This is a genomic window from Halomonas sp. I1 (genome assembly GCF_032334135.1).
Taxonomy (GTDB): Bacteria; Pseudomonadota; Gammaproteobacteria; order Pseudomonadales; family Halomonadaceae; genus Halomonas.
In genome coordinates, this window is sequence record NZ_JAVXUS010000019.1 from 14,806 (window position 1) to 38,023 (window position 23,218).

General features: G+C 64.5%; 25 protein-coding genes, 1 tRNA gene and 1 pseudogene. 16 read left to right on the forward strand and 11 right to left on the reverse strand.

The genetic code is table 11. The features are described from left to right. Positions 1 to 56: 56 nt before the first annotated feature. Positions 57 to 1,637, forward strand: a complete 1,581-nt coding sequence (gene purH, locus RSO41_RS15900) for a bifunctional phosphoribosylaminoimidazolecarboxamide formyltransferase/IMP cyclohydrolase (protein WP_315620179.1) — start codon at positions 57 to 59, stop codon at positions 1,635 to 1,637. A gap of 145 nt (positions 1,638 to 1,782) precedes the next feature. Here purH and RSO41_RS15905 read toward each other — a convergent pair whose 3' ends face one another. From RSO41_RS15905 to RSO41_RS18530, 6 genes and pseudogenes are all read right to left on the reverse strand, one after another. Then, positions 1,783 to 3,252 (reverse strand): NAD-dependent succinate-semialdehyde dehydrogenase, encoded by a 1,470-nt coding sequence (locus tag RSO41_RS15905; RefSeq protein ID WP_315620180.1) that lies wholly within the window; start codon positions 3,250 to 3,252, stop codon positions 1,783 to 1,785. 106 nt (positions 3,253 to 3,358) lie between these two features. After that, a complete protein-coding gene (gene folX / locus RSO41_RS15910; protein ID WP_315620181.1) occupies positions 3,359 to 3,769 on the reverse strand; it encodes a dihydroneopterin triphosphate 2'-epimerase in 411 nt (136 codons plus the stop codon). 8 nt (positions 3,770 to 3,777) lie between these two features. Further along, positions 3,778 to 4,335, reverse strand: a complete 558-nt coding sequence (gene folE, locus RSO41_RS15915) for a GTP cyclohydrolase I FolE (protein WP_315620182.1) — start codon at positions 4,333 to 4,335, stop codon at positions 3,778 to 3,780. A gap of 190 nt (positions 4,336 to 4,525) precedes the next feature. Continuing rightward, positions 4,526 to 5,512, reverse strand: a complete 987-nt coding sequence (locus RSO41_RS15920; protein WP_315620184.1) for a serine/threonine protein kinase — start codon at positions 5,510 to 5,512, stop codon at positions 4,526 to 4,528. A 116-nt stretch (positions 5,513 to 5,628) separates the two neighbouring features. After that, positions 5,629 to 6,129: a ComF family protein gene (locus tag RSO41_RS15925; protein WP_315620185.1), complete on the reverse strand. Its 501-nt coding sequence runs from the start codon at positions 6,127 to 6,129 to the stop codon at positions 5,629 to 5,631. A gap of 57 nt (positions 6,130 to 6,186) precedes the next feature. Beyond that, positions 6,187 to 6,405 (reverse strand): annotated as a pseudogene (locus RSO41_RS18530) (ComF family protein); the annotation flags it as partial. On the opposite strand from RSO41_RS18530, the gene bioB reads away from it, so the two are divergent. From bioB to RSO41_RS15970, 9 genes are all read left to right on the forward strand, one after another. Then, complete coding sequence (gene bioB, locus RSO41_RS15930; protein ID WP_315620186.1) at positions 6,404 to 7,501, forward strand: biotin synthase BioB; 1,098 nt, start codon at positions 6,404 to 6,406, stop codon at positions 7,499 to 7,501. The pseudogene RSO41_RS18530 and the gene bioB overlap by 2 nt on opposite strands. A gap of 3 nt (positions 7,502 to 7,504) precedes the next feature. After that, positions 7,505 to 8,665, forward strand: coding sequence for an 8-amino-7-oxononanoate synthase (bioF, locus tag RSO41_RS15935; protein WP_410000347.1), 1,161 nt, complete (start codon positions 7,505 to 7,507; stop codon positions 8,663 to 8,665). Further along, positions 8,662 to 9,396 carry an alpha/beta fold hydrolase gene (locus RSO41_RS15940; RefSeq protein WP_315620190.1) on the forward strand — a complete coding sequence of 245 codons (735 nt, stop codon included), beginning with the start codon at positions 8,662 to 8,664 and terminating at the stop codon, positions 9,394 to 9,396. The genes bioF and RSO41_RS15940 overlap by 4 nt, the downstream gene beginning before the upstream one ends. Continuing rightward, complete coding sequence (locus RSO41_RS15945; protein ID WP_315620191.1) at positions 9,393 to 10,202, forward strand: methyltransferase domain-containing protein; 810 nt, start codon at positions 9,393 to 9,395, stop codon at positions 10,200 to 10,202. The genes RSO41_RS15940 and RSO41_RS15945 overlap by 4 nt, the downstream gene beginning before the upstream one ends. A gap of 1 nt (position 10,203) precedes the next feature. Next, a complete protein-coding gene (gene bioD, locus RSO41_RS15950; protein ID WP_315620192.1) occupies positions 10,204 to 10,917 on the forward strand; it encodes a dethiobiotin synthase in 714 nt (237 codons plus the stop codon). A 45-nt stretch (positions 10,918 to 10,962) separates the two neighbouring features. Continuing rightward, a tRNA-Leu gene (locus RSO41_RS15955) sits at positions 10,963 to 11,047 on the forward strand. A 229-nt stretch (positions 11,048 to 11,276) separates the two neighbouring features. Next, entirely contained in the window at positions 11,277 to 11,642 is a 366-nt protein-coding gene (locus RSO41_RS15960; RefSeq protein ID WP_315620193.1) for a hypothetical protein, read from the forward strand. Between the two features lie 228 nt (positions 11,643 to 11,870). Then, complete coding sequence (locus RSO41_RS15965) at positions 11,871 to 12,665, forward strand: dihydrofolate reductase family protein (RefSeq protein ID WP_315620194.1); 795 nt, start codon at positions 11,871 to 11,873, stop codon at positions 12,663 to 12,665. Between the two features lie 212 nt (positions 12,666 to 12,877). Then, the gene (locus tag RSO41_RS15970) at positions 12,878 to 13,180 is read left to right on the forward strand and encodes a hypothetical protein (protein WP_315620195.1); all 303 of its coding nucleotides are present in this window, start codon (positions 12,878 to 12,880) and stop codon (positions 13,178 to 13,180) included. Positions 13,181 to 13,308: 128 nt separating this feature from the next. On the opposite strand, the gene RSO41_RS15975 is transcribed toward RSO41_RS15970, so the two are convergent. Next, complete coding sequence (locus tag RSO41_RS15975) at positions 13,309 to 14,265, reverse strand: hypothetical protein (protein WP_315620197.1); 957 nt, start codon at positions 14,263 to 14,265, stop codon at positions 13,309 to 13,311. A 118-nt stretch (positions 14,266 to 14,383) separates the two neighbouring features. Here RSO41_RS15975 and RSO41_RS15980 point away from each other — a divergent pair, with 118 nt between their 5' ends. The 5 genes from RSO41_RS15980 to RSO41_RS16000 all read left to right on the forward strand — a co-directional run bounded on the left by RSO41_RS15980 (position 14,384) and on the right by RSO41_RS16000 (position 17,633). Beyond that, complete coding sequence (locus RSO41_RS15980) at positions 14,384 to 14,848, forward strand: Lrp/AsnC family transcriptional regulator (protein ID WP_315620199.1); 465 nt, start codon at positions 14,384 to 14,386, stop codon at positions 14,846 to 14,848. Between the two features lie 103 nt (positions 14,849 to 14,951). Beyond that, entirely contained in the window at positions 14,952 to 16,226 is a 1,275-nt protein-coding gene (bioA, locus tag RSO41_RS15985) for an adenosylmethionine--8-amino-7-oxononanoate transaminase (RefSeq protein ID WP_315620200.1), read from the forward strand. A 33-nt stretch (positions 16,227 to 16,259) separates the two neighbouring features. Continuing rightward, a complete protein-coding gene (locus RSO41_RS15990; RefSeq protein ID WP_315620201.1) occupies positions 16,260 to 16,577 on the forward strand; it encodes a winged helix-turn-helix domain-containing protein in 318 nt (105 codons plus the stop codon). Positions 16,578 to 16,667: 90 nt separating this feature from the next. Continuing rightward, positions 16,668 to 17,216, forward strand: a complete 549-nt coding sequence (locus RSO41_RS15995) for a thioredoxin family protein (RefSeq protein WP_315620203.1) — start codon at positions 16,668 to 16,670, stop codon at positions 17,214 to 17,216. 36 nt (positions 17,217 to 17,252) lie between these two features. Next, entirely contained in the window at positions 17,253 to 17,633 is a 381-nt protein-coding gene (locus tag RSO41_RS16000; protein ID WP_315620205.1) for a VOC family protein, read from the forward strand. A gap of 266 nt (positions 17,634 to 17,899) precedes the next feature. Here the strand turns inward: RSO41_RS16000 and RSO41_RS16005 are convergent, their stop codons facing one another. Together RSO41_RS16005 and RSO41_RS16010 are read right to left on the reverse strand one after the other, a co-directional pair. Next, positions 17,900 to 18,376 carry a DUF523 domain-containing protein gene (locus tag RSO41_RS16005; RefSeq protein ID WP_315620206.1) on the reverse strand — a complete coding sequence of 159 codons (477 nt, stop codon included), beginning with the start codon at positions 18,374 to 18,376 and terminating at the stop codon, positions 17,900 to 17,902. A gap of 62 nt (positions 18,377 to 18,438) precedes the next feature. After that, positions 18,439 to 19,020, reverse strand: coding sequence for a GNAT family protein (locus RSO41_RS16010; RefSeq protein WP_315620207.1), 582 nt, complete (start codon positions 19,018 to 19,020; stop codon positions 18,439 to 18,441). 202 nt (positions 19,021 to 19,222) lie between these two features. Here RSO41_RS16010 and RSO41_RS16015 point away from each other — a divergent pair, with 202 nt between their 5' ends. Further along, on the forward strand, positions 19,223 to 20,017 hold the full coding sequence (locus RSO41_RS16015; protein WP_315620208.1) for an SDR family oxidoreductase: 795 nt from the start codon (positions 19,223 to 19,225) through the stop codon (positions 20,015 to 20,017). Between the two features lie 257 nt (positions 20,018 to 20,274). Here the strand turns inward: RSO41_RS16015 and RSO41_RS16020 are convergent, their stop codons facing one another. Then, a complete protein-coding gene (locus RSO41_RS16020) occupies positions 20,275 to 22,086 on the reverse strand; it encodes an acyl-CoA dehydrogenase C-terminal domain-containing protein (protein ID WP_315620210.1) in 1,812 nt (603 codons plus the stop codon). 342 nt (positions 22,087 to 22,428) lie between these two features. Then, positions 22,429 to 23,208, reverse strand: a complete 780-nt coding sequence (locus RSO41_RS16025) for an SDR family NAD(P)-dependent oxidoreductase (protein WP_315620212.1) — start codon at positions 23,206 to 23,208, stop codon at positions 22,429 to 22,431. Between the last annotated feature and the right edge of the window lie 10 nt (positions 23,209 to 23,218).

Here is a 23,218-nt window from a genome sequence, read left to right on the forward strand (position 1 = left end):
AGGCGCCCTTGCTTCTTTTCCCGTCACGCTCCCATGCCCGCAACAGAGTGATCTTCATGGCCCAATCCACTTCCTCCGTCGCCCCGGTACGTCGCGCCCTGATCAGCGTGTCCGACAAGACCGGCATCGTCGACTTCGCGCGCGGCCTGCGCGACCGAAACGTCGAGCTGCTCTCCACGGGCGGCACCTATCGCCTGCTGCGCGACAATGGCGTTCCCGTCACCGAGGTTTCCGAGCACACTGGCTTCCCGGAGATCATGGACGGCCGGGTCAAGACACTGCACCCCAGGATCCACGGTGGCATTCTCGGCCGGCGCGGCCAGGATGACGCCGTCATGGCCGAGCACGACATCACGGCCATCGACATGGTGGTGGTCAACCTCTATCCGTTCGCCGCTACCGTGGCGCGGCCCGACTGCACCCTCGAGGACGCCATCGAGAACATCGACATCGGCGGCCCGACCATGGTGCGGGCCTGCGCCAAGAATCATGCCCATACCACCATCGTGGTCAATGCCGACGATTACGGCCGAGTCATCGAGGAACTTGACCAGGGCGGTATCGGCGAGGCAACCCGTTTCGACCTGGCCGTGAAAGCCTTCGAGCACACGGCCGGCTACGATGCGGCCATCGCCAACTACCTCGGGGCCCGCGCCGAGGGTGGCGAAGCAGGCTTTCCGCGCACCTACAACCTGCAGTTCCACAAGAAACAGTCCATGCGGTACGGCGAGAACCCGCACCAGGCCGCCGCCTTCTATGTGGACCCCGCCAGTCGTGAGCCCGGCGTTGCCACGGCGCGCACCCTGCAGGGCAAGCCTCTGTCCTTCAACAATGTCGCCGATACCGATGCTGCCTTCGAGTGCGTCAAGGGTTTCGACGAGACCGCCTGCGTGATCGTCAAGCATGCCAACCCGTGTGGCGTCGCCGTCGGCGAGAGCGCCCTGTCGGCGTATGACAAGGCCTTCGCCACCGATCCGACCAGCGCCTTCGGCGGCATCATTGCCTTCAATGTCCCCCTCGACGCCGACACCGCTCGGGCCATCATCGACCGCCAGTTCGTTGAGGTGATCATCGCGCCCGGCGTGGAGGCGGCAGCCTGCGAGATCGTCGCCGAGAAGAAGAACGTGCGCCTGCTCGATGTCGCCGAGCACTGGCCGGGCGAACGCGAACGAGGTCACGACCTCAAGCGCGTCACCGGCGGCCTGCTGGTCCAGGACCGCGACCTGGGCATGGTCGGTCGGGACGATATCAGCGTGGTCTCGGAGCGTGTACCGACGGAGCAGGAAATGCGTGACCTGACCTTCGCCTGGAAGGTCGGCAAGTTCGTCAAGTCCAATGCCATCGTCTACGCCAAGGGCGGCCAGACCATCGGCGTCGGTGCCGGTCAGATGAGCCGGGTCTACTCGGCCAAGATCGCCGGCATCAAGGCGGCCGACGAAGGCCTGTCAGTGCCCGGCTCGGTCATGGCCAGCGACGCCTTCTTCCCCTTCCGCGATGGCATCGACGCCGCCGCCGCATCCGGCATCACCGCCGTCATCCAGCCTGGCGGCTCCATGCGCGACCAGGAAGTCATCGACGCCGCCAACGACGCCGGCATCGCCATGGTGTTTACCGGAATGCGGCACTTCAGACACTGACGCCTGCGGCGAGCCGTAAGCCGTAAGCCGTAAGCCGTAAGCCGTAAGCCGTAAGCAGATCGTAAAAAGCCCCATCGGACATACTCGATGGGGCTTTTCGCTTTTCTTACAGCTTAAAGCTTATAGCTTATAGCTTATAGCTGATTCAACCGAGATCAATGCACAGGTACTTGGTCTCGAGGAATTCCTCGATGCCCTGGTGACCGCCTTCGCGACCGAGCCCGGAGGCCTTGACGCCACCGAAGGGCGCCGCGGCGTTGGAGATCAGGCCGGTGTTGATGCCGACCATGCCGTATTCCAGAGCATCGGCCACGCGCCAGACGCGCCCCAGGTCGCGGGAATAGAAGTAGGAGGCCAGGCCGTATTCGGTGTCATTGGCCATGCGCACAGCGTCTTCTTCGTCATCGAAGGGGAAGACGGCAGCCAGAGGTCCGAAGGTCTCTTCGCTGGACACCTTCATGCCATCATTGGCCTCGGTAATCAGCGTCGGCGTGAAGAAGTTGCCGCCCAGCGGGTGCGGATGGCCGCCCAGCAGCAGTTCGGCGCCATGTTCGACGGCATCCTGCACATGCTCGGAGACCTTCTCCACGGCCTTCTCGTCGATCAGCGGACCGATATTGACGCCTGCCTGAGTGCCGTCGCCGACCTTGAGTTCGCTGTTCATGGCCACTGCCAGCTTCTCGCAGAAGGCATTGACCACGCTCGATTGCACCAGGAAACGGTTGGTGCACACGCAGGTCTGGCCAGCGTTGCGGAACTTGGCGGCCATGGCGCCTTCCACGGCGGCATCCAGGTCGGCATCCTCGAAGACGATGAAGGGCGCATTGCCGCCTAGCTCCAGGGAAATCTTCTGCACGTGACGCGACGCCTGGGCCATCAATTGACGCCCCACCTCGGTGGACCCGGTGAACGTGATCTTGCGCACTGCCGACGACGCGGTCAGGGCATCGGCGATTTCCGAGGCACGGCCAGGCACCACGTTGAAGACCCCGCGTGGAATACCGGCCCGCTCGGCAAGCATGGCCAGGGCAGTGGCCGAGAACGGTGTCTGGCTGGCCGGCTTGGCCACGAAAGTACAACCCGCCGCCAGTGCCGCACCGGCCTTGCGGGTAATCATCGCGGCCGGGAAGTTCCAGGGCGTGATGGCACCCACCACCCCTACCGGCTGCTGGGTGACCACGATACGCTGATTGGAAGAGGACGCCGGGACCGTCTCGCCGTTGATGCGGCGCGCCTGTTCCGCGAACCATCGCAGGAAACTGGCCGCATAGGCGATCTCGCCCGCGGCTTCCTTGAGGGGCTTGCCCTGCTCGTGGGTCATGATGGTGGCCAGGTCGGTCTGATGCTCGAGCATCAGATCATGCCATTTCATCAGCGCATCGGCGCGCTCCAGAGCGGTCAAGGCCTTCCAGGCCGGGAAGGCGGCCTCGGCGGCGGCGATGGCTCGCTCGGTCTCCGCACGCCCAAGACGAGGCACACTGCCCACGGTATCGCCGGTGGCCGGGTTGACCACCTCGATCTGCTCGCCACTATCGGCGGCAACCCAGCTCCCATCGATATAGGCAAAAGGGCAATACAGCTGGGTTTCCTTCAGGTTCTCCTTCAGGGCTTCCATGGTCGACTCCTGGCGTCAAGGCGCTTGGTGAGGATTGATCTCCATGCTAAGCGCATGGAGGCTGGCACGCCAACCATTCGACGTCGTCGCCACGGCGCCCCGGGGTTCAGCTTCCCCGCTTCGGCTCCCGAGAATCCGACAGAGTGATCGACACGGAGTCGGCGAAGCGCAGGGCATGGGGCTTGTCGATCTCCACCTGGGCGGTAAGCACCTGCTCGAAGCTCATGATCAGATCGAGCACTTCCCGCGTCATTCGCTCCAGCAGCTGGAAGCGATTGTCTTCCACATGGGCGATGACCTGCTTGGTGATGGTGCGATAATTCAGCGCCTGCTCGATATGGTTGAACGCCAGCGCCTTGTCGGCGCGATAGCGAATCACCGCATTGACCACCACATCCTGTCGATTGCGGATCTCGTCTTCCTTGATGCCGATATAGGTCCGCAGCCGCAGATTCTTGATGCGTATGGTGGCCAGCTCATGGTCGAGGTGCTGATCATCCAGGGCGAGCATTGCCATATTGTCTCCTACCTACCTTGAACCAGGGTCAGGAATTCCTGCCGTGTGCTCTGCGATTCTCGGAAGGCGCCCAGCATCACCGAAGACGTCATGCTCGAGTTCTGCTTCTCGACCCCCCGCATCATCATGCACAGGTGGTGCGCCTCGATCACCACCGCCACACCGCGGGCACCGGTGACCTGCTGAACCGCTTCGGCGATCTGGCGTGTCAGGTTCTCCTGAATCTGCATGCGTCGCGCGTACATGTCGACGATGCGCGCAAACTTGGAGAGTCCCAGCACTTTGCCGCTGGGCATGTAAGCGATATGGCACTTGCCGGTGAACGGCAGCAGGTGATGCTCGCAGATCGAATACAGCTCGATGTCCTTGATCAGCACCATCTCATCGGTATCCGACTCGAAGACGGCGCCGTTGACGATCTCTTCCAGGGACTGAAAATAACCGCGATTCAGGAACTGCATGGCCTTGGCGGCACGCTTGGGCGTATCGCGCAGGCCCTCCCGATCAGGATCCTCTCCGAGTTCCTGAATGATCTGGCGGTAGTGGTCGGCGAGTTGTTCGGTCATCCTCAGGCCCCATGCAGTGTCATTATTGCGGTGCGTCGGCGCGGCCACCACGCCTTGCCATCGAAGTGTCACCCCGTGGTCATCTTCCCGGGGTCAAGGGGGCACGATTCTAGCGCATGCCATCCGCCAGCGCAGTCCCGAAGCGACATCTTGCCGTCCCCGACTACCTGCCGATGGCCGTCGGCGTGTTTCACGCTCGCCCGGATGTCGTGACATCCAGCACCCGTCGCTGTTGCTCGAGCTGGCGGATGTGGTCATCCCAGTAACCGGCATCGGCCAGCCAGGGGAAGGCCACCGGGAAGGCGGGATCCTCCCACCGTGCCACCAGCCAGGCACTGTGTCGTATCAGACGAAAAGCCCGCAGCGGCTCGATCAGGGCCAGTTCGCCTCGATCAAAGTCACGGTGCTGTTCGTAGCCTTCGATCACCTCGGAAAGCTGCATCTGCCACTCCCCCTCTTCCTGCCCGGTCAGCAGCATCCAGATATCCTGCACCGCCGGGGCCATCAGGCAATCATCGAAATCCACCAGGCCGAAGGCTTCATCGCGCCCCAGCATATTGCCGAGATGACAATCGCCATGCACGCGGATGCTGCGCTCCGGCGCCCAGCCACGATCCGCCAGGGCGCTGCGCAGGGCATCGGTCACCCGGGTATAGGCCCGGCGTTGGCGCCGGTCGAGCCAAGGGCTGGACAACACGCCATCGCATGCTTCCGTCACCATGTCGCCCAGATTCAAGGTGCGGCGGTGGGCGAACCGACGGGTTTCCCCCACGGCATGCATGGCGCCGATGACTTCTCCCAGGGCGAATAGATGGGCCGGATTTTCCAGCTCGGGCGCCTGCCCCGGAAGTTGCGGGTAGAGCGCGAAACGAAATCCCTCGGCATGATGCAGACTGGTGCCATCCCCGTCACGCCAGGGGGCGGCAACCGACACCCCCGCTGCCGCCAGTTCGGCCAGGAAGTCGTGCTCTTCCTGAATCTCGACATCGCGCCAGCGCCCCGGCCGATAGAACTTGACCACCCAGCGCCGGCGCTCGTCGTCATGCACCAGATAGACCCGATTCTCGTAGCTGTTCAGGGCAAAGGGTTCACCGGGCAGCCAGAACCCCAGGGACTCCACAGCGGCCACCACCCTGGAGGGCTCGAGGCGGGCAAAGGGATGGATCGAGGTTTCCATTCGGCGCTCCTGATTCAATCGATTATCGAGCATGCTAACAGAGCGCCAGGCCTCGAGTCGGCGTCATGCACTGGCGCGACCCGACAGGCGGCCCATCATCGAGCGAACGGGGCCAGTCAAGGCAATGGCGTGCGCGCCACGGCCCAGGCTTCGACGCGCTCGGCCCCGGCCTGACGACAGGCACGGGCCAGGGCGTCGAGCGTCGCGCCGGTGGTCATCACATCATCGAGCAGCGCCACCTCGGCCGGCAGTGACGTCTCGACCCGGAAGGCCGCGTGCAGATTGCCGCGTCGCCGTCGTCGATCCAGTCCCCGCTGGCTCGGCGTGTCGCGATGTCGCTGCGCCACTGCCAGGGGAATATCCAGACGCGCCGCTAACCGCTCGGCCAGCCAGCGCGCCTGATCGAAGCCCCGTTGCCGAGCACGCCGACGATGCAACGGCACTGCCAGCAATGCCTGGGGGCGTGGTGTCTCCCGCAGCGCCTCCTCCATCAGTTCAAGCAACACGCTGCCGGCGCGCGGCGAGGCCTGGAACTTGAAGCGTTGCATCACCTTTCTCGCCTCGTCTTCGTAACGCAACGGAACGCGAGCCGTGTCGAAGGCCGGCATCCGCTTCATGCAGCGACCACAACGACGACCTTGCAGCCTCCCGGGCTGCGGCTCCGCGCACGTCGGACAGGCCGGTAGATTCCATGGCAACGCAAGGTGACAGGCCTGGCACCAGGGAGCCGTCGACTCACAGACCGCAAGACAGAACGCACAGCGACCGGGAAGCAGTCGCCGCAACCATCCGTCAACCCTGAAATCATGAATGGTTGACATGAAACGACGACCGCTTACCCTATTCGTCAACCGTGACAACCCCGAAAAGTTGACCAAAAGCGAGCCCTCCATGCCAGCCAATAGCCCCGACAGCGCGGCGTTTGACCTGAACCTAGACGCCCGCTCCGAAGTACGCCACAACTGGCGTCTGGAAGAGATCGAAGCCCTGTTCGCCCTGCCCTTCAACGACCTGCTGTTCCGCGCTCAACAGGTGCATCGGGCGCATTTCGACCCCAACGCCGTGCAGGTCTCGACGCTGCTGTCGATCAAGACCGGTGCCTGCCCCGAGGACTGCAAGTACTGCCCCCAGTCCGGGCACTACAACACCGGACTCGGCAAGGAGAAGCTGCTCGAGATCGAGAAGGTGGTGGAGCAGGCTCGCGCTGCCAAGGAGGCCGGTGCCAGTCGTTTCTGCATGGGTGCCGCCTGGCGCAGCCCCCGGGAGCGCGACCTGGAGGTGGTGCTGGAGATGGTCGGCCGGGTCAAGGCCCTGGGCCTGGAGACCTGCATGACCCTGGGCATGGTCGACACCGACCAGGCGAGCCGTCTGGCAGAGGCGGGCCTGGATTACTACAACCACAATCTTGACACCTCGCCGGAGTACTACGGCGAGATCATCACGACCCGCTCCTACGCCGACCGCCTGGATACCCTGTCCAACGTCCGCGATGCCGGCATGAAGGTCTGTTCGGGCGGCATTCTCGGCATGGGCGAGGCTCCCCGGGATCGCGCCGCTCTGCTGCAGCAACTGGCGCGCCTGGAGCCACACCCGGAGTCGGTGCCCATCAACATGCTGGTCAAGGTACCGGGTACGCCGATGGAAAACGTCGAGGACCTTGACCCGCTCGAGTTCATCCGCGCCATCGCGGTGGCCCGAATCCTCATGCCAGCGAGCCACGTCCGCTTGTCCGCCGGTCGCGAGCAGATGGACGAGTCGACCCAGGCCATGGCCTTTCTCGCCGGGGCCAACTCCATCTTCTATGGCGACACCCTGCTGACGACAGGCAACCCCCAGGTCGAACGTGACCGGGCGTTGTTCGACAAGCTCGGCCTGCACCCGGAGCAACGCGACACGCGTACCGACGATGAGCGTGCCGAAACCGCACTGGCCCATGCCATCCAGCGCCAGCGTGATGATGGGCTCTTCTATGATGCCGCCCAGGCCTGAACCGTGATGTCGCGTATGGACCTCTGGCCGAAGCGCCTGGCGAGTGCCGCGGAACAGCGGCACACGGACGGAGGCTGGCGACAGCGCCCCGTCCTGGATGAGGCCGCCGGCCTCATCGACTTCGCCGGCAACGACTACCTCGGCCTGGCCGGCGACCCACGCCTCGCCGAAGCCCAGGCCGAGGGCGCGAGACGCTTCGGCGCCGGTGCCAGGGCCTCGCACCTGGTCTCCGGGCATCACGCGATCCACGAGCGACTCGAACAACGCCTGGCCGACCTGACTGGACGCCCGCGCGCCCTGTTGTTTTCCACCGGCTACATGGCCAACCTTGGCGTGCTGCAGGCGCTGTGCGACCGCCATACCCGGGTGTTCCAGGATCGTCTCAACCACGCCTCGCTGCTCGACGGCGCCCGCCTGGCCGAGGCGCCCTCGCGACGCTTTCACCACCGCGATCTCGTGGACCTCGAACGCCTGCTCGACCGCGCGCCCCATGACGCGCCGGCGCTGGTCGCCAGCGACGGTGTCTTCAGCATGGATGGCGACACCGCCGACATCACCGGCCTCGCGAACACCTGCCGGCGTCAGGGCGCCTGGCTGATGGTCGACGATGCCCATGGCCTGGGCGTGCTCGGCGAAGATGGCGACGGCTGCGTGGGACGCCTCCATGACCACCACCAGGTGCCGATACTGGTCGGCACGCTCGGCAAGGCACTGGGCAGCGCCGGGGCCTTCGTGGCGGGCGATGCCGCCCTGATCGACCACCTGATCCAGTTCGCCCGTCCCTACATCTATACCACGGCCCAACCACCCGGCGTGGCGGCGGCCACCCTGACGGCCCTGGACATCCTCGAGCAGGAGACCGAACGTCGCGACCACCTTCATCAGCATATCGCCGACTTCCGACGCGAAGCCGCGAGGCTCGGCCTGCCGCTGACCGACTCGCTCACCCCCATCCAGCCCATCGTGCTGGGTGACAACGCACGCGTCATGCGCTGGGCCGAGCGCCTGGCCCGGGCCGGGCTACGCGTCGGGGCCATCCGCGCACCCACCGTGCCACGCGGGCAGGCGCGCCTGCGGATCACACTGAGTGCCGCCCACGACACGCCGGCGCTCGACGCCCTGCTCGACTCACTGGATGCCTGTCGACGCGAGGAGGCCTCATGACGCACCTGGTATTGCTTGGCGGCTGGGGCTGCAATGCCCGGATCTGGCAACCTCTCGCCCCCTGTTGGCCCTCTGAGCTCGACGTCGAGACTCCGGACTGGCCCGGCTACGCCGATCGCTCACCACTGGCCGATCCCGCCTCGCTGGACGAGCTGGCCACGTCCATGGCCGAGGACCTGCCGGCCGATGCCGTCTGGGTCGGCTGGTCGCTCGGCGGCCTGCTGGCCGGCGCTCTGCTCGACCACCTGCCACCGCCGCGAGCCCTGATACTGCTTGGCATCGGCGACCGCTTCGTCAATCCCCGGGGAGTGAGCGACACGGCTCTGGCCGATTTCCAGCGCGCCCTGCAACGCTCCCCCGATACCGCCCGGGAACACTTTCTGCGCTGGCAACTCGGCGGCGAGCCCGACCCCGGTCGCACCCGCCGCGACCTGCGCCAACTGCTCGGCACCGCTCCCCCGGCCTCCGTCAGCACTCTCGACGCCGGCCTCGACCATCTCGCTCGCCTGGACAATCGTCACCGCCTGAGTGCCGCCCCTTGTCCGGTGTACCGCATCGCGGGCACACGCGACCCCTTGCTCGCGCCCGAGGCCCTCGCCGGCGCCGACCAGCATATCGAGAACGCCGGACACTGTCCGATGCTCAGCCGACCGCAACACCTGGCAACACGGCTGGCAAGCATCGCCGCCGCGTACACCCTCGAGCCCGAACGACCGGAGCCGACACCATGACGACCGCCGCGATGGCCACTGAACCAACCGATCATGCCGATGCCGCCGGCTGGCGCGCCCGTGTTGCTCACGCCTTTTCCCGCGCCGCACCGCACTACTCGAGCCGCGCGACCGCCCAGCACATCATGAGCGAACGCCTGCTGACCCACCTGCCCGACAAGGCCGAGTGCCTGCTGGACCTGGGCTGCGGCCCGGGCGATCTGACCGCCCGGCTGGCCCGACATTATTCCGACCATCAGCGTGTCGAAGGTCTCGACCTGGCGCCGGGCATGCTCGATGAAGCGCGTCGACGCCATACCGAATCGATCCACTGGATCTGCGGCGACGCCGGCATGCTGCCCCATGCCGACGCCAGTTTCGATCTCGTCGTCTCCAACCTGGCGATCCAGTGGTGCCCGGACCTCGACTCTGTGCTCGCCGACATTCACCGGGTGCTGAAGCCCGGGAGACGGGCCCTGCTCAACACCCTGGCGCCCGGCACCTTGCGCGAAGTAGGCCTGGCCTGGTCACACCCCGGGCGCCCCGCCGCCTTGCTCGACTTCCATGACGTCGCACGACATCGCCTGGCTGCCCGGCGAGCCGGCTTTCGCCATATCGACCTGGAGCAACGCGAGGAGCGCTTCCACTACCCCGACCTGAACGCCGTGATGGCCTCCATCAAGGGCGTCGGCGCCCAGGTGGCCCGACCGGGAAGACGACTGACCCGAACCGACCTCGCCCGCGCGAGGTGTCGCTACGAGACGCTGCGCGAGGCCCCCGGCCTGCCCGTCACCTATCACCTGTTGACCCTGATGCTGGAGCGCTGACATGGGAGCCTATTTCGTCACCGGCACCGACACCGACGCCGGCAAGACCCTGGTGGCCAGCGGCCTGCTGGCCCTGGCCCGACGCCGAGGCCAGACCACCCTGGGGCTCAAGCCGGTGGCCTCGGGCTGCGACGTCACCTCGCAGGGACTGCGCAACATCGATGCCCTGACCCTCGGCGAACAGAGCACACCCGAGGTGCCGTACGACGTCCTCAACCCTTACGCCTATGCACCGGCCATCGCCCCCCACCTGGCCGCCCGGCGTGCCGGTAACGTCCCGACGCTGGACGACCTGGTCGCGGCCACCGCCGACCCGTTAGCCTGGCGACGCGACCTGACCCTGGTGGAAGGTGCCGGCGGCTGGCGCGTCCCCCTCAATGACCATGAGGATCTTGCCGGCCTGGCCAGACGGCTCGAGCTTCCGGTGATCCTGGTGGTGGGCCTCCAGCTCGGTTGCCTCAACCACGCCATCCTCAGTGCCGAAGCGATTCGTGCCGACGGCCTGCAGCTGGCCGGTTGGGTGGGCAACCTGATCGAGCCGGGCCTGTCCTTCGACGAGGCCAGCGACGCGGCCCTGTACCACGACAATCTCGATACCCTGACGCGCCGGCTTCCGGCCCCGAACCTCGGCATCCTTCCGCGTCTGGACGGCGAGAGCCCGACCGCCCGCGCCGAAGCCGCCGCCGAGCACCTGCATCTCCCCGAGATTGATTGACTTGCCGGAAGCGGTCCGTAAAATATGGACGCCTGCCTGACCCGTGCGGATGTGGTGGAATTGGTAGACACGCCAGATTTAGGTTCTGGTGCCTTCGGGCGTGGGAGTTCAAGTCTCCCCATCCGCACCACCTACCCCTTTTTTCAACCGTTTAGCAGCCTTTCCAGCGCCTGATCGGGCCTGAACATGCCTGGTCTGAAGAGGGTGTGGTCACGTGTCTGGTATCGAGCGATACCGGCAATGAATACTTCACGCCAAGGTGAAACCCCTCACCCCCTCCTCCCGTAACTGCAGGCACGCCTACCGCCTCTCTTCACTTGCTTCGGCGGTACGGCAGCTCACATGACGGGAGGTGCACCATGAAAGATGTCATCCAAGCCGCAGCACTGATAAGTACATTGGCCCTGCTCTCCAACATGGCCATGGCAGACCACCATGGTGGCAACATGTCCGGCGAAGGGCATGATGTGGAAGCTCACGAGATGTCCGGAGTGAGCGGCAACGACGGAGAAGCCCTCGTCAAGGATGGTGGCGTGCAATCCGGCTACAACGCCCAGAGGGAGACTACCGGCGGCATTCTCGATGATGAAGCCATTGTCAGGGATGGCGGCGTGCAATCCGGCTACAACGCCCAGAGAGAGACTACCGGCGGCATTCTCGATGATGCCCCCATCGTCGAAGATGGCGGCGTGCAGTCCAACTATAATCCCGTGGCTCCTATGTGACACTGGCGGACGACTGCCGAAAGACAAGCGCATGGAACACAACGGGACCGGTCATGAACCTGCCAACATCCCGGTAAGATGACACTGACCTGTTCGCCCCTGCTCTCGGCAGGGGCGGCAGTGCCTTGATGATGGGCTTCGCCCGCCCCCTCCCAATCGACGCTCCACACGCCTCACTCTCTCGTTCCTGCGTCATCCAATGCCGAGCGGAGTGGTGCACGACGGATCGTGGCGGCGCCCCGTTGCGAAAGAGCCACCGGTCTCGACGACTGCGACCAAGTCGATGACATTGTCGATTATGCGGTGCCCCGTTCGACGACTGGATGCAAGACGGCAAATCTGGAGGATAAGCGCATGCGGAAAGTGATTGTCGGCGCCTTCGTGTCACTGGATGGCGTCATGCAGGCACCCGGCGGGCCCCGGGAAGACCCGACCGGGGGATTTCACTACGGCGGTTGGGTGATGCCGCTGATTGACGAGGTGTTCGGCGAGGAAGTCGACAAGCTGTTCGCTCAACCGTTCGACCTGTTGCTCGGACGGAAGACCTACGAGATCTTTGCGGCCCACTGGCCGTACGCCGAAGGCGGTCCCGACGACGCCATGGCCAGAACCTTCAATTCGATCACCAAGCATGTCGCGACCCGCAAGGGCCTGGACCTGACCTGGAAAGGCTCGGTGGCCCTCCGTGACGCGGCCCTCGATGTCGCCGGACTGAAGCGGGAAGACGGACCGGCGCTGATCACTCAAGGCAGCAGCGACCTGATTCGAACGCTGCTCGCCAACGATCTCGTCGACGAGATCAACCTGTTCACCTTTCCGGTCGTGCTCGGGAACGGCAAGACACTGTTCGACGATGGCGCGAAGGCGACGGCCTTCAAGCTGACTGACCATCGGGTGTCCCCCAACGGGATCGTGATCACGCGGTATGAGCGCGACGGTGCGGTGAAAACCGATGACTATGCCATGGATCCTCCCTCACCGGCTGAAGTCGCACGGCGCGAGAAGATGCAGCGTGAGGGGTAGCCGGTCTCCGCAAAAGGCGGGGCGTCGTGCCCTGAACAAGGTAGGCATTGCTACGCATCCAGGCAGCGAGGCCAGTGACACCGACAACACTTCGACTTTATCGAATAATTTATGGATTTTAAGTCTCTTTTGTTCGGCCAGACAGATCTATTAGCATACTAATTATTGAGAGGAAGGCCTCTCGAGACACACCGAATCAAAGGAGACGCACCATGAAACTCAAGCCGATGTTCTCAGCACTGCTTATCGCCGCTCTGCCGATCGCCGCCCAGGCCGGCCAGGCATCCGCGCTCACCATGCAGCTGAACGAGCCGCTGTCCGCGCCCAGCCAGGCAGCAGACCAGGATGTTCAGGGCCATGCGCCGGTGGCGGATGCCTCATCCGATATCGTGGCAAGCGGAGGCAGCGACGCCATGGCGAAAGCCCGCCTCAAGCTCCGCGCAGAGCAGCAGCACAAGACCGATATCGCGGTAAGCGAGGATCCCCTGGCACCGGCCCGGGAAGCCACTACCTGAGAAAGCTGGCGAGATACTGCACCACTCGCCGGGGCATTCGAGCAACCGGCACCGAAGCGCACAGGCACCGTACCGCCCCGAGGCGGACGGTGCCTTTGTCTGTTGGCGTCCCCTTCCTGATCGCCTCCTCAGACGCGCGTCCGCTCCCATCGACCGGGGAGCCATCCATCGGGCCACCGGGCCATGGCGAAGATGACCAGGCAAGCAAAGAGCAGCCGGGCCCAGAGCACTCCGGTCAGGTCCGCCCCCAGTACCAGAATCAGCAGGGTATCCTCGATGACGCTATGGCAGAGCCCGAGAAAGCAGAGCGCCAGGAAGCTGTCACGTCGATTCATGACGCCGGCGTCGACATCGCGAATCAGCAGGCCGGCACCATAACTCAGCCCCAGCGTGAAGCCGATCACGGTGGTATTGGCCGCCGACCGACCGATGCCCAGCATCCCCAGGAGCGGCGCCAGGGCCAGGTGAATCAACCGCTCGAGCCTCAGGTGACGCAGCACCGCCAGAAGCACCATCAGCCCGAGGATGATCAGATAGATCATCGCCAGGGTACGCAGTTGCGCCATCCCCCAGGCCAATGGCCCCTCCGGGACAGGCGCCGGACGCCAGGCGATCTCGGCGGCTTCCTGGAGCAGACCGCCCGTCGCGTAGACCCAATGCAAGATACCGCCCAGGGCCAGTGCTCCCCCCATGCGCAGCACCAGCGTGACCCACCAGGGCACTCCGGCGCGCTTGGCGACGGCCCCTTCCACGGGCAGGGAATGCCCCACCAGCATCAGGACGCCGAGCACCGTGACCTGCGCCACGCTCAGCGACATGTCACCGGCCACCTCGAAGAACACCACCAGTCCCGTGAAGATATTGGTCAGGAGTGTTGCCGCCCAGACCACGCCCATGGCATCGGGAAGGCCCAGCCACCCCATCAGCGGAGACAGCATCTCGCCGAGCCAGCCGATGGCGCCGAGCCACTCCAGCCCTTTGACGATCAACAACGCCGGTACCATCACCTTGAGCAGGGTCGCATAAACGAAGAGGGCATCGCGCACGAGTTTCCAGGCGGCATTGGCATAGCGACGGACCTGCATAGCGGACTCCATGTCAGCAAGTGAGGCATCATCCTAGCCCGCCTGGTACAGAATCTTCTGTTCAATAACGAGAATTCGACATATATCCTATCGAATCACCCTCCAATATCCGAAGATCATGTCACTGGATAATCTCGATCGTCGCATTCTCGACCGCCTGCAGCGCGACGCCGACATCACCAACCAAGCGCTGGCTGATGAGGTAGGCCTGTCTCCCTCGGCCTGCCTGAAACGCGTCAAACGACTGCGGGAAAGCGGCATCATCGAGCGTCAGGTCGCCCTGTTGAGTCCCGACGCCATGCCGCCCTGCCTGCACATGGTGGTGGAGGTCACGATGGAGCGGGACCACAAGTCGCTCTATCAGCGTTTCCTGCATCGGGCCATCGCCGCCCCGGAGGTCAAGCAGTGCTATCAGGTCACCGGCGAGTGCGATTTCGTGCTGATCGTCGTGGTGCCCGACATGGATGCCTATGATCGCTTCTGCGACACGGTTCTCTATGCCGACGACAATATGCGCAAGTTCCGTACCCTGCTCTCCCGCAAGCGCAGCAAGTTCGACACCTCCGCCCTGATCCCGGGCTGAGCGGTGGTCGACTCCGGTCGGGCCCCAAAAGGTAAACTCTTAAAAAAAATCCGGTTTACATGTAAAGTGCGAGGCACATTCGCATGGCCTGCCCGGAGATCCGATGAGTGCTTCCGCTTCCCCCGTCTGGCATCCCTATGCCCATCTCAAGACCCAGTCCCCCGCCCCCAGGGTGGTCGGCGGCGATGGCCCTCGCTTCACCCTGGACAGCGGCGAGTCACTGCTGGATGCCACCTGTTCCTGGTGGTGCATGATTCATGGCTATCGCCATCCCCGACTGGTACGTGCCATTCAGCAGCAGGCCGATGAACTCTGCCATGTGATGCTCGGCGGCCTGACCCACGATCCCGCCGACCGGTTGGCCCGAGAACTGGTGCGCATCACCCCGGAAGGCCTCAACCACGTCTTCTATTCGGACAGCGGCTCGGTGGGCATGGAGGTCGCCATGAAGATGGCCGTGCAGTACCAGTATCTGCGTGGCCAACCCGGCAAACATCGCATGCTGTCGCTGATGAAGGCCTATCACGGCGACACCGCCGGTTGCATGGCGGTCTGCGATCCCGAGGAAGGCATGCACTCGCTGTTCGCCGGTTTCCTGCCGCAACACCACTTCGCCCCGGCGCCCACCGCCTCGTTCGATGCCGGGGATGACGCCGTGCAGGCTGATCTCGATGCCCTGCGGGCAGTCCTGGAAGCCCACCACCACGAGATCGCCGCCCTGCTCATGGAGCCGCTGCTGCAAGCCGCCGGCGGTCTCAACATGACCTCGCCGGGCTACCTGCGCGGGGCCCGCGATCTCTGCGAGGAATTCGATGTCCTGCTGATCCTCGACGAAGTCGCCACCGGCTTCGGTCGCACGGGGCGCATGTTCGCCGCCGAGCATGCCGAGATAACACCGGACATCATGGTGCTCTCCAAGGGGCTGACGGGAGGCTATCTCGGTCATGCTGCCACCCTGGCCACCGACCGCGTGCACGATACCTTCATCGGCGACAGCGAGCTTCATGCCTTCATGCACGGCCCGACCTTCATGGGCAATCCCCTGGCCTGCCGTGTCGCCCTGGAGAGCCTGGCGGTCTTCGAGGAAGACGACTACCTGGGACGCATTCAGGTGCTCAACGACGTTCTGCGCGAGGAGTTGCTGGACGATACAGCGCTAGGTGCCCATCCGACCGTGGCCGATGTACGCGTGCTGGGCGTCACCGCCGCGATCGAGGTCCACGACGCCGCATCGCTCGAGGGCGCGGCGGCTTTCGCCAGACGCCAGGGTGTCTGGCTGCGTTCCTTCGGCCGCTGGCTATACACCATGCCCGCCTATATCACGTCCCCAGAGGAGATGCGCCAAATCACCGAGGCGATGAAAGGCTGGTTTCGGTAGCATGGCGGAACACTCTCTGATCGTGCCCAGTTCATGACGTCACTCAGCAAGACCCAGTCAAGCTTCTATCGCCGCCTCTACGTGGCTCACCTGATTGCCGCCGGTACCGACAGCGTGCCGGCGATCGTCGCCGCCACGGGCATGCCGAGGCGCACCGCCCAGGACACCCTGTCGGCACTGGCCGAACTGGATATCCGTTGCGAGTTCGAGCCCGCCCCCGGACAACGCCACAATATCGGCCATTATGTGATTCGCGACTGGGGCCCCATCGACCCCGACTGGGTGGCCAACCACGCCGAGCGGATACGCCTCGTCCTGGGGTATCCCTCTCCGGAGGACAGCGCCCGGTAGCACGACCAGGCCTTACCCCGGGCCAGGGCCTGTCACCTTCCGGCCGGGCTGATATCCTCGAGAGATATCCGCAACGCGAAGGAGCCTGTCATGTCCCTGACACCTTCCCGCATGACCGAACTGCAAAGCCCCCTGCCCGCCTTCCGCCTGCCCGACACCGCAGGCCACCTGGTGAGCAGCGAGGACTACGCCGACCGACCGCTGCTGGTCATCTTCATGTGCAACCATTGTCCTTTCGTGAAGCATCTGGCCGATGCCCTGGCCGACTTTGCCAACGAGTACCAGGCACGAGGCCTGGCGGTGATCGGCATCAACAGCAACGATTTCCAGGCCCACCCCGAGGATCGCCCCGACTGCATGCTGGAAGAAGCCCGAGAACGCGGCTATACCTTCCCTTACCTGGTCGACGAGACACAGGAGGTGGCACGGGCCTTCGAGGCGGCCTGCACCCCGGACTTCTTCCTGTTCGATCGCCATCACAGGCTCGCCTATCGAGGCCAGTTCGACGACAGCCGCCCGAGCCACGATACACCGGTGACCGGTCGCGACCTCCGCGAGGCCGCCGATGCCGTGCTGGCCGGGCGAGCCCCCAGCGAGCCGCAGACCCCCTCGATGGGCTGCAATATCAAATGGAAATGACCCGGACTGCCAGCACCCGGACATATCGGAGGTTGCATGACGACCCATCTCTACTTCGAGATTCAGGCCGAGTCGCCTGACCGTGCCCGCCACTTCTATGGCGAACTCTTCGGCTGGGCGTTCACTCGAGTCGAAGGGTTACCGGTAGCCTACTGGCGTATCGACACCGGCGGCATGCAAGGCGGCCTGCTGCAACGTCCCGCCGCCACGCCACCGGATGAATGCGGCACCAACGCCTTCACCTGCTCCTTCGAAGTCGACGACATCCACGCCAGCGCCGAACGCATCGCCAGCCTCGGCGGCCAAGTCGCCCTGCCGATCTTCGCCATACCCGGTACCTGCTGGCAGGGCTACTTCATCGACCCCGAAGGCAATACCTTCGGGCTCTTCCAGGTCGATGAACAGGCGGGCGATTAACCCGGCAAGCTTTCATGTCGGGTTAATCGCGGCACAGGGACGTGCCGCCGCCGGCCGTCAGGCCGTCAGGCCGTCAGGCCGGCGCGAGCCTGCGCCACACCAGAAGAGCCACGCCTCTGCGCCAGCGTGGTGCGGGCGACAATCCAATAGATCAGGACGATCTATTTGATTGCCAGGTTAATAATCGGGAGACCAGCCCCTCGCCGTCACGCATTCGCGGACCATACTGCGACAGGATCGTCCGGTACGTCAGGATACAGGGCCCGTCACAACAACGCCGCTACCCGCTCGAGCTCATGCTGGCTGAAGACGTCCACGCCATGCCGTGCCAGCAGCGCCGAGGTCACGCCCATGCCAGCCATCGTGCGACCGGCGAAACCGCCATCGTAGATACGCTGGCTGCCACAGGAGGGGCTGGCCTCGGTGAGAATGGCATAACGGATGCCATGGCGCTGACAGAGCGCCAATGCCAGCTCGGCACCACGTAGAAAGGCCGGGGTGACATCCTCGCCATCACGGGCAATGACGCGAGCGGTGCCATCGAGAACATCGCGGCCGTTACCCGCCTGGATCTCCGCCGGCTCACGGGGCGTGGCGAGCCCGGCCTGCACCTCGGGGCATACCGTCACCAGCCGCCCTTCCTCGCGCCAACGCGTCAGGATCGGGCTTTCCTGTGTCTTGGCGCGGCCATCGTAGCGCACCGGCTGGCCCAACAGGCAGGCGCTGATCAGGATTTTCTCCACGGGTCCCCCGAATTTTTCTTACCAAAGCTTTCGACGTCTTGATCACGCTGGATACCGCCTCATCACCCGATGTCACTCACCCCTTGAGCAGGCGACATTTCATGCACCAGCATGCCGTATACCAGGTGCGTCACGGGTTGCTCGCCGAGCCATTCACACTCCCGCAACCGACCTTCCTCGGTAAACCCCAGGCGCTCGGCCACGCCACGGCTCTTCGCGTTGTGCTCGCCGCAATGCAGCTCGATGCGATGCAGCCGCAGCTCGCCGAAGCCGAGTGCCAGCAACTCGTGCACACAGGCGGTGACGATGCCGCGGCCGGTGACGTCATGGGCCAACCAATACCCCAGCGCCGCCAGGCGCCGACGCGCCACGATTCGATTGAACCCGCAGGCACCTACCAGTCTGCCCCGCCACAGGATGGCGAAATGCATGGCGGTACCGGCCTGCCACTCCTCCAAGGCCGAGTCGATGAAGGCACGGCTATCGTCGACCGACCGGGTGGCATCCACCCAGGGCAGCCACTCACGCAGCGTGGGCCGGTTGGCATCGACGGCGTCGAAAAGCGCCGAGGCATGATGGCGCCCCAATGGCACCATGGTGATCTCGTCGGAGACCTCGCGAGGTCGTGACGGCCTGACAGTCATGATGCGCTTCCTCCTTGAATCGCTTGAAGGTTCAAGCATGCCATCGTCGACTTCGCTCCGCGAGCCGCCGGCCCCACCCTGTCACTCTTCTCTTGCCGTCATGGGCTTGCCGTCACTAGCTTGTCGCGACGCGGCCACGCTTTTTGTTAGAGTGCTATCTATTAAGCTCATGAGACGTGATCGTGGACTCAAGGAGGCTTCCATGCAGATCGACCTGACCGGCAAGACTGCCATCGTTACCGGCTCAACCGGGGGCATCGGTTTCGCCATCGCCAAGAGCCTGGCAGACAGCGGAGCCAGCGTGGTGTTGAACGGTCGTCGACAGAGCGCCGTCGACGACGCCCTGGAGCGCCTGCGCCAGCAGGTACCGAACGTCGAAGCCCGCGGCGTGGCCGCCGATCTCGGCAGCGCCGATGGCTGTGACGCCATGCTCACCGCCGAGCCCGATGTCGATATCCTGGTCAACAACGTCGGCATCTTCGGCCCCCAGGACTTTTTCGACACCCCGGACGACGAATGGCAGCGCTTCTTCGACGTCAACGTGATGTCCGGCGTACGCCTGTCGCGCGCCTATGCGGGCGGCATGGTCGAGCGCGGCTGGGGACGTATCCTCTTCCTGTCGTCGGAATCGGCGCTGAATATCCCCGACGACATGATCCACTACGGCGTGACCAAGACCGCCTATCTGTCCCTGTCGCGAGGACTGGCCAAGCGTCTGGCCGGCACCGGAGTCACGGTCAACGCCGTACTGCCGGGCCCCACCCTCTCCGAGGGCGTTCAGGAGATGCTCGCCGAGCAGCAGAAGGAGAGCGGCAAATCGATGGAAGACACCGCGCGGGACTTCGTGATGGCCCAGCGACCCAGCTCGATCATCCAGCGCGCCGCCACTGTCGAGGAAGTGGCCAACATGGTCGTCTATGCCGCCTCGCCCCAGGCCTCGGCCACCAGCGGCGCCGCCCTGCGGGTGGACGGCGGCGTGGTGGACAGCATCGCCTGACGCCCATATTGAGGCCTCCTTGCCCGTCCATGGCCGGGCAAGGAGCATGCGAGACCCCGAGTCAGCCCGCCGACGGGGGCTCATGGCTGCCAACCAAGCGACCGCCGTCAAGCTGATCCTCGGATGATATCGATACCCTTGCTCCCATCGCCACAGCCTGGCGATGGTGAGCATCGACCCGCCCGGACATAAAAAAGCGGCGGGCCAGGCCCGCCGCAACACCGATCAGAGCGCCTGATCAGAGAGAGCCACAAGGATTAGATTTCGAACCCGCGACCAAAGTCGTCGGGCGACAGTGCCATCAGCGACTCGCCACCGGCCTGGACCATCCGGGCATGGGCACGGGTACGCGGCAGCAGTCGCTCGTAGAAGAAACGTGCAGTGTTGATCTTGGCGCGATAGAAGGCGGCATCATCGGTGCTGGTGTCCAGCGCCGTCCGGGCCTGCTTCACGGCACGAGCGAACAGGTAGGCAAGCGTCACGTAGCCGGCATACATCAGGTAATCGACGCTGGCCGCCCCCACTTCCTCGCGGTCGTTCATGGCCTTCATGCCCACGCCCATGGTCAATTCGCCCCATTCGGCATTGAGCTTGGCCAGCGGACGCACGAACTCGGCCATGTCGGGATTGCCTTCCTCGGCCTGGCAGAATTTATGGATCTCCTTGGTGAAGACCTTGAGCGTCTCGCCCTGGCTCATCAGCACCTTGCGTCCCAACAGGTCAAGGGCCTGGATGCCCGTGGTGCCCTCATAGAGACGAGTGATACGGGCGTCACGCACCAGTTGCTCCATGCCCCATTCCTGGATGAAGCCATGGCCGCCGAACACCTGCACACCCTCGTTGGTCGCCTCGAACCCGACCTCGGTGAGAAAGGCCTTGACGATGGGCGTCAGCAGGCCGAGCAGGGTCTCGGCGTGCTCGCGCTGCCCGGCATCTTCACTGCGCTCCACCACATCGACCATCTGTGCCGTATAGAGCACCAACATGCGGCCGCCTTCGGCGAAGGCCTTCTGGGTCAGCAGCATGCGGCGGACATCCGGGTGCACAATGATCGGATCGGCCGGTTTGTCCTCGGCCTTGGCGCCGGAAAGCCCACGCATCTGCAGGCGATCCCGGGCATACATCAGGGCATTCTGGAAGCTGGCCTCGGTGAGCCCGAGTCCCTGGATCCCCACCCCGATACGGGCGGCATTCATCATGGTGAACATGCAGGCCAGTCCCTTGTGCGGCCTGCCGACCAGGAAGCCCCGAGCGTCATCGAAATTCATCACGCAGGTGGCATTGCCGTGAATGCCCATCTTGTGTTCGAGAGACCCGCAACTCACGCCGTTCCGCTCGCCCGGGTTGCCGTCGGCGTCCGGCACGAACTTCGGCACCACGAACAGGGAAATCCCCCTGGAGCCGGCCGGCGCATCCGGCAGTTTGGCCAACACCAGGTGAACGATGTTCTCGGCCAGATCGTGCTCGCCGGCAGAGATGAAGATCTTCGTTCCGGTGACGGCAAAGCTGCCGTCATCCTGAGGTACCGCTCGGGTCTTGATCAGCCCCAGATCGGTGCCGCAATGCGGTTCGGTCAGACACATGGTACCGGTCCACACCCCCTCGACCAGCTTGGTCAGGTAAGTGCTCTTCTGCTGTTCGGTGCCATGATGACGCAGGGCATCGGCGGCCCCATGGGACAGCCCGGGATACATGCCCCAGGCCAGGTTGGTGGCACAGATCATCTCCGAGAGCACCATGGCCAGCGAGGGCGGCAGTCCCTGCCCACCCTGCTCCGGATCCGCGGCCAGGCCCGGCCAGCCACCTTCCACGTACTGCTGATACGCCTCCTTGAATCCCTTGGGCGTCTTGACCTCGCCACCCTCGAGAAGACAGCCTTCCAGGTCGCCACTCTGGTTCAACGGCAACAGTTCTTCCCGCGCGAAGCGCGCGCCCTCCTCGAGGATCGCCCCCACCACATCGGGCGTCGCCTCCTCGCCACCGGGCAATCCCGCGTAATGGGTCGGATAATCGAGCATCTCGTCCATGACGAAGCGCAGGTCACGCAAGGGGGCCTGGTAGTCGGGCATTGTCTCTCTCCTCGAACGTGGACGCCGGAAGCAGCCTATCGCTGGCCAACCATTTTTCAAACATTTGTTTGAAATTACGCTCGCAAAGCATGACAGTCAAGCGTTCGTTTCAATCCAGGAGCGTGAGGCGTGAGGCGTGAGGCTGGAAGCTGGAAGCTGGAAGCTGGAAGCTGGAAGCTGGAAGCTGGAAGCTGGAAGCTGGAAGACAGCATGAACCCCGACAGCATGGGGTCAAGGTTTTTTCTTCCAGCTTCAAGCTTATGACTTCAGGCTCCGGACGAAGTCCGGTCGGGTTTTCTTCCAGCTTATAGCTTACGGCTTACAGCTCCCGGCGAAGTCGGGTCATTGCATCCTGATCCCGCCGTCCAGCCGGATCACCTCGCCGTTGAGCATCGGGTTGGTAACGATCTGCTCGGCCAGGCGGGCGTACTCGTCGGGCTTACCGAGCCGTTTGGGGAAGGGAACGGCGGCGGATAACGCGGCCACGGCATCTTCCGGGATGTCGCTCATCATCGGTGTCTCGAACACACCGGGGGCGATGGCCATGACGCGAATGCCGTGCCGCGAAAGCTCACGGGCTGCCGGCAGGCTCATGCCGACCACGCCGGCCTTGGAGGCGCTGTAGGCGCACTGCCCCACCTGGCCGTCGAAGGCGGCGACCGAGGCGGTGTTGATGATCACGCCCCGCTCGCCGTCCTCGAAGGGGTCATTCTTCGACATCGCCGCCGCGGCGAGGCGCATCACGTTGAAGGTGCCGACCAGATTGATCTGCACGGTACGCGCATAGGCATCGAGATCGGCGGGATTGCCCTCGCGATCCAGGAGCTTGGCCACGCTGACCACACCGGCGCAGTGAATCACCCCGGCCAGCCCCTGCTGGCTTCCCCCCTTTTCTCCCAGGGCCACGGCCGCCTCCACGGCGGCTTGCATGTCCTCCTCGCGAGTAACGTCCCCACGTATGGCCCGGGCCGCCTCGCCGAGCCGCTCGGCGTGCGACTCGACCGCCTCGCTGAGATCACACAACACCACACGGCCGCCGGCCTCGACGATACGCTCCGCGGTGGCGGCGCCCAGTCCGGAGGCGGCACCGGTGATCAGAAAGGCGTTGTCCTTCAGCTGCATCGAACGTTCT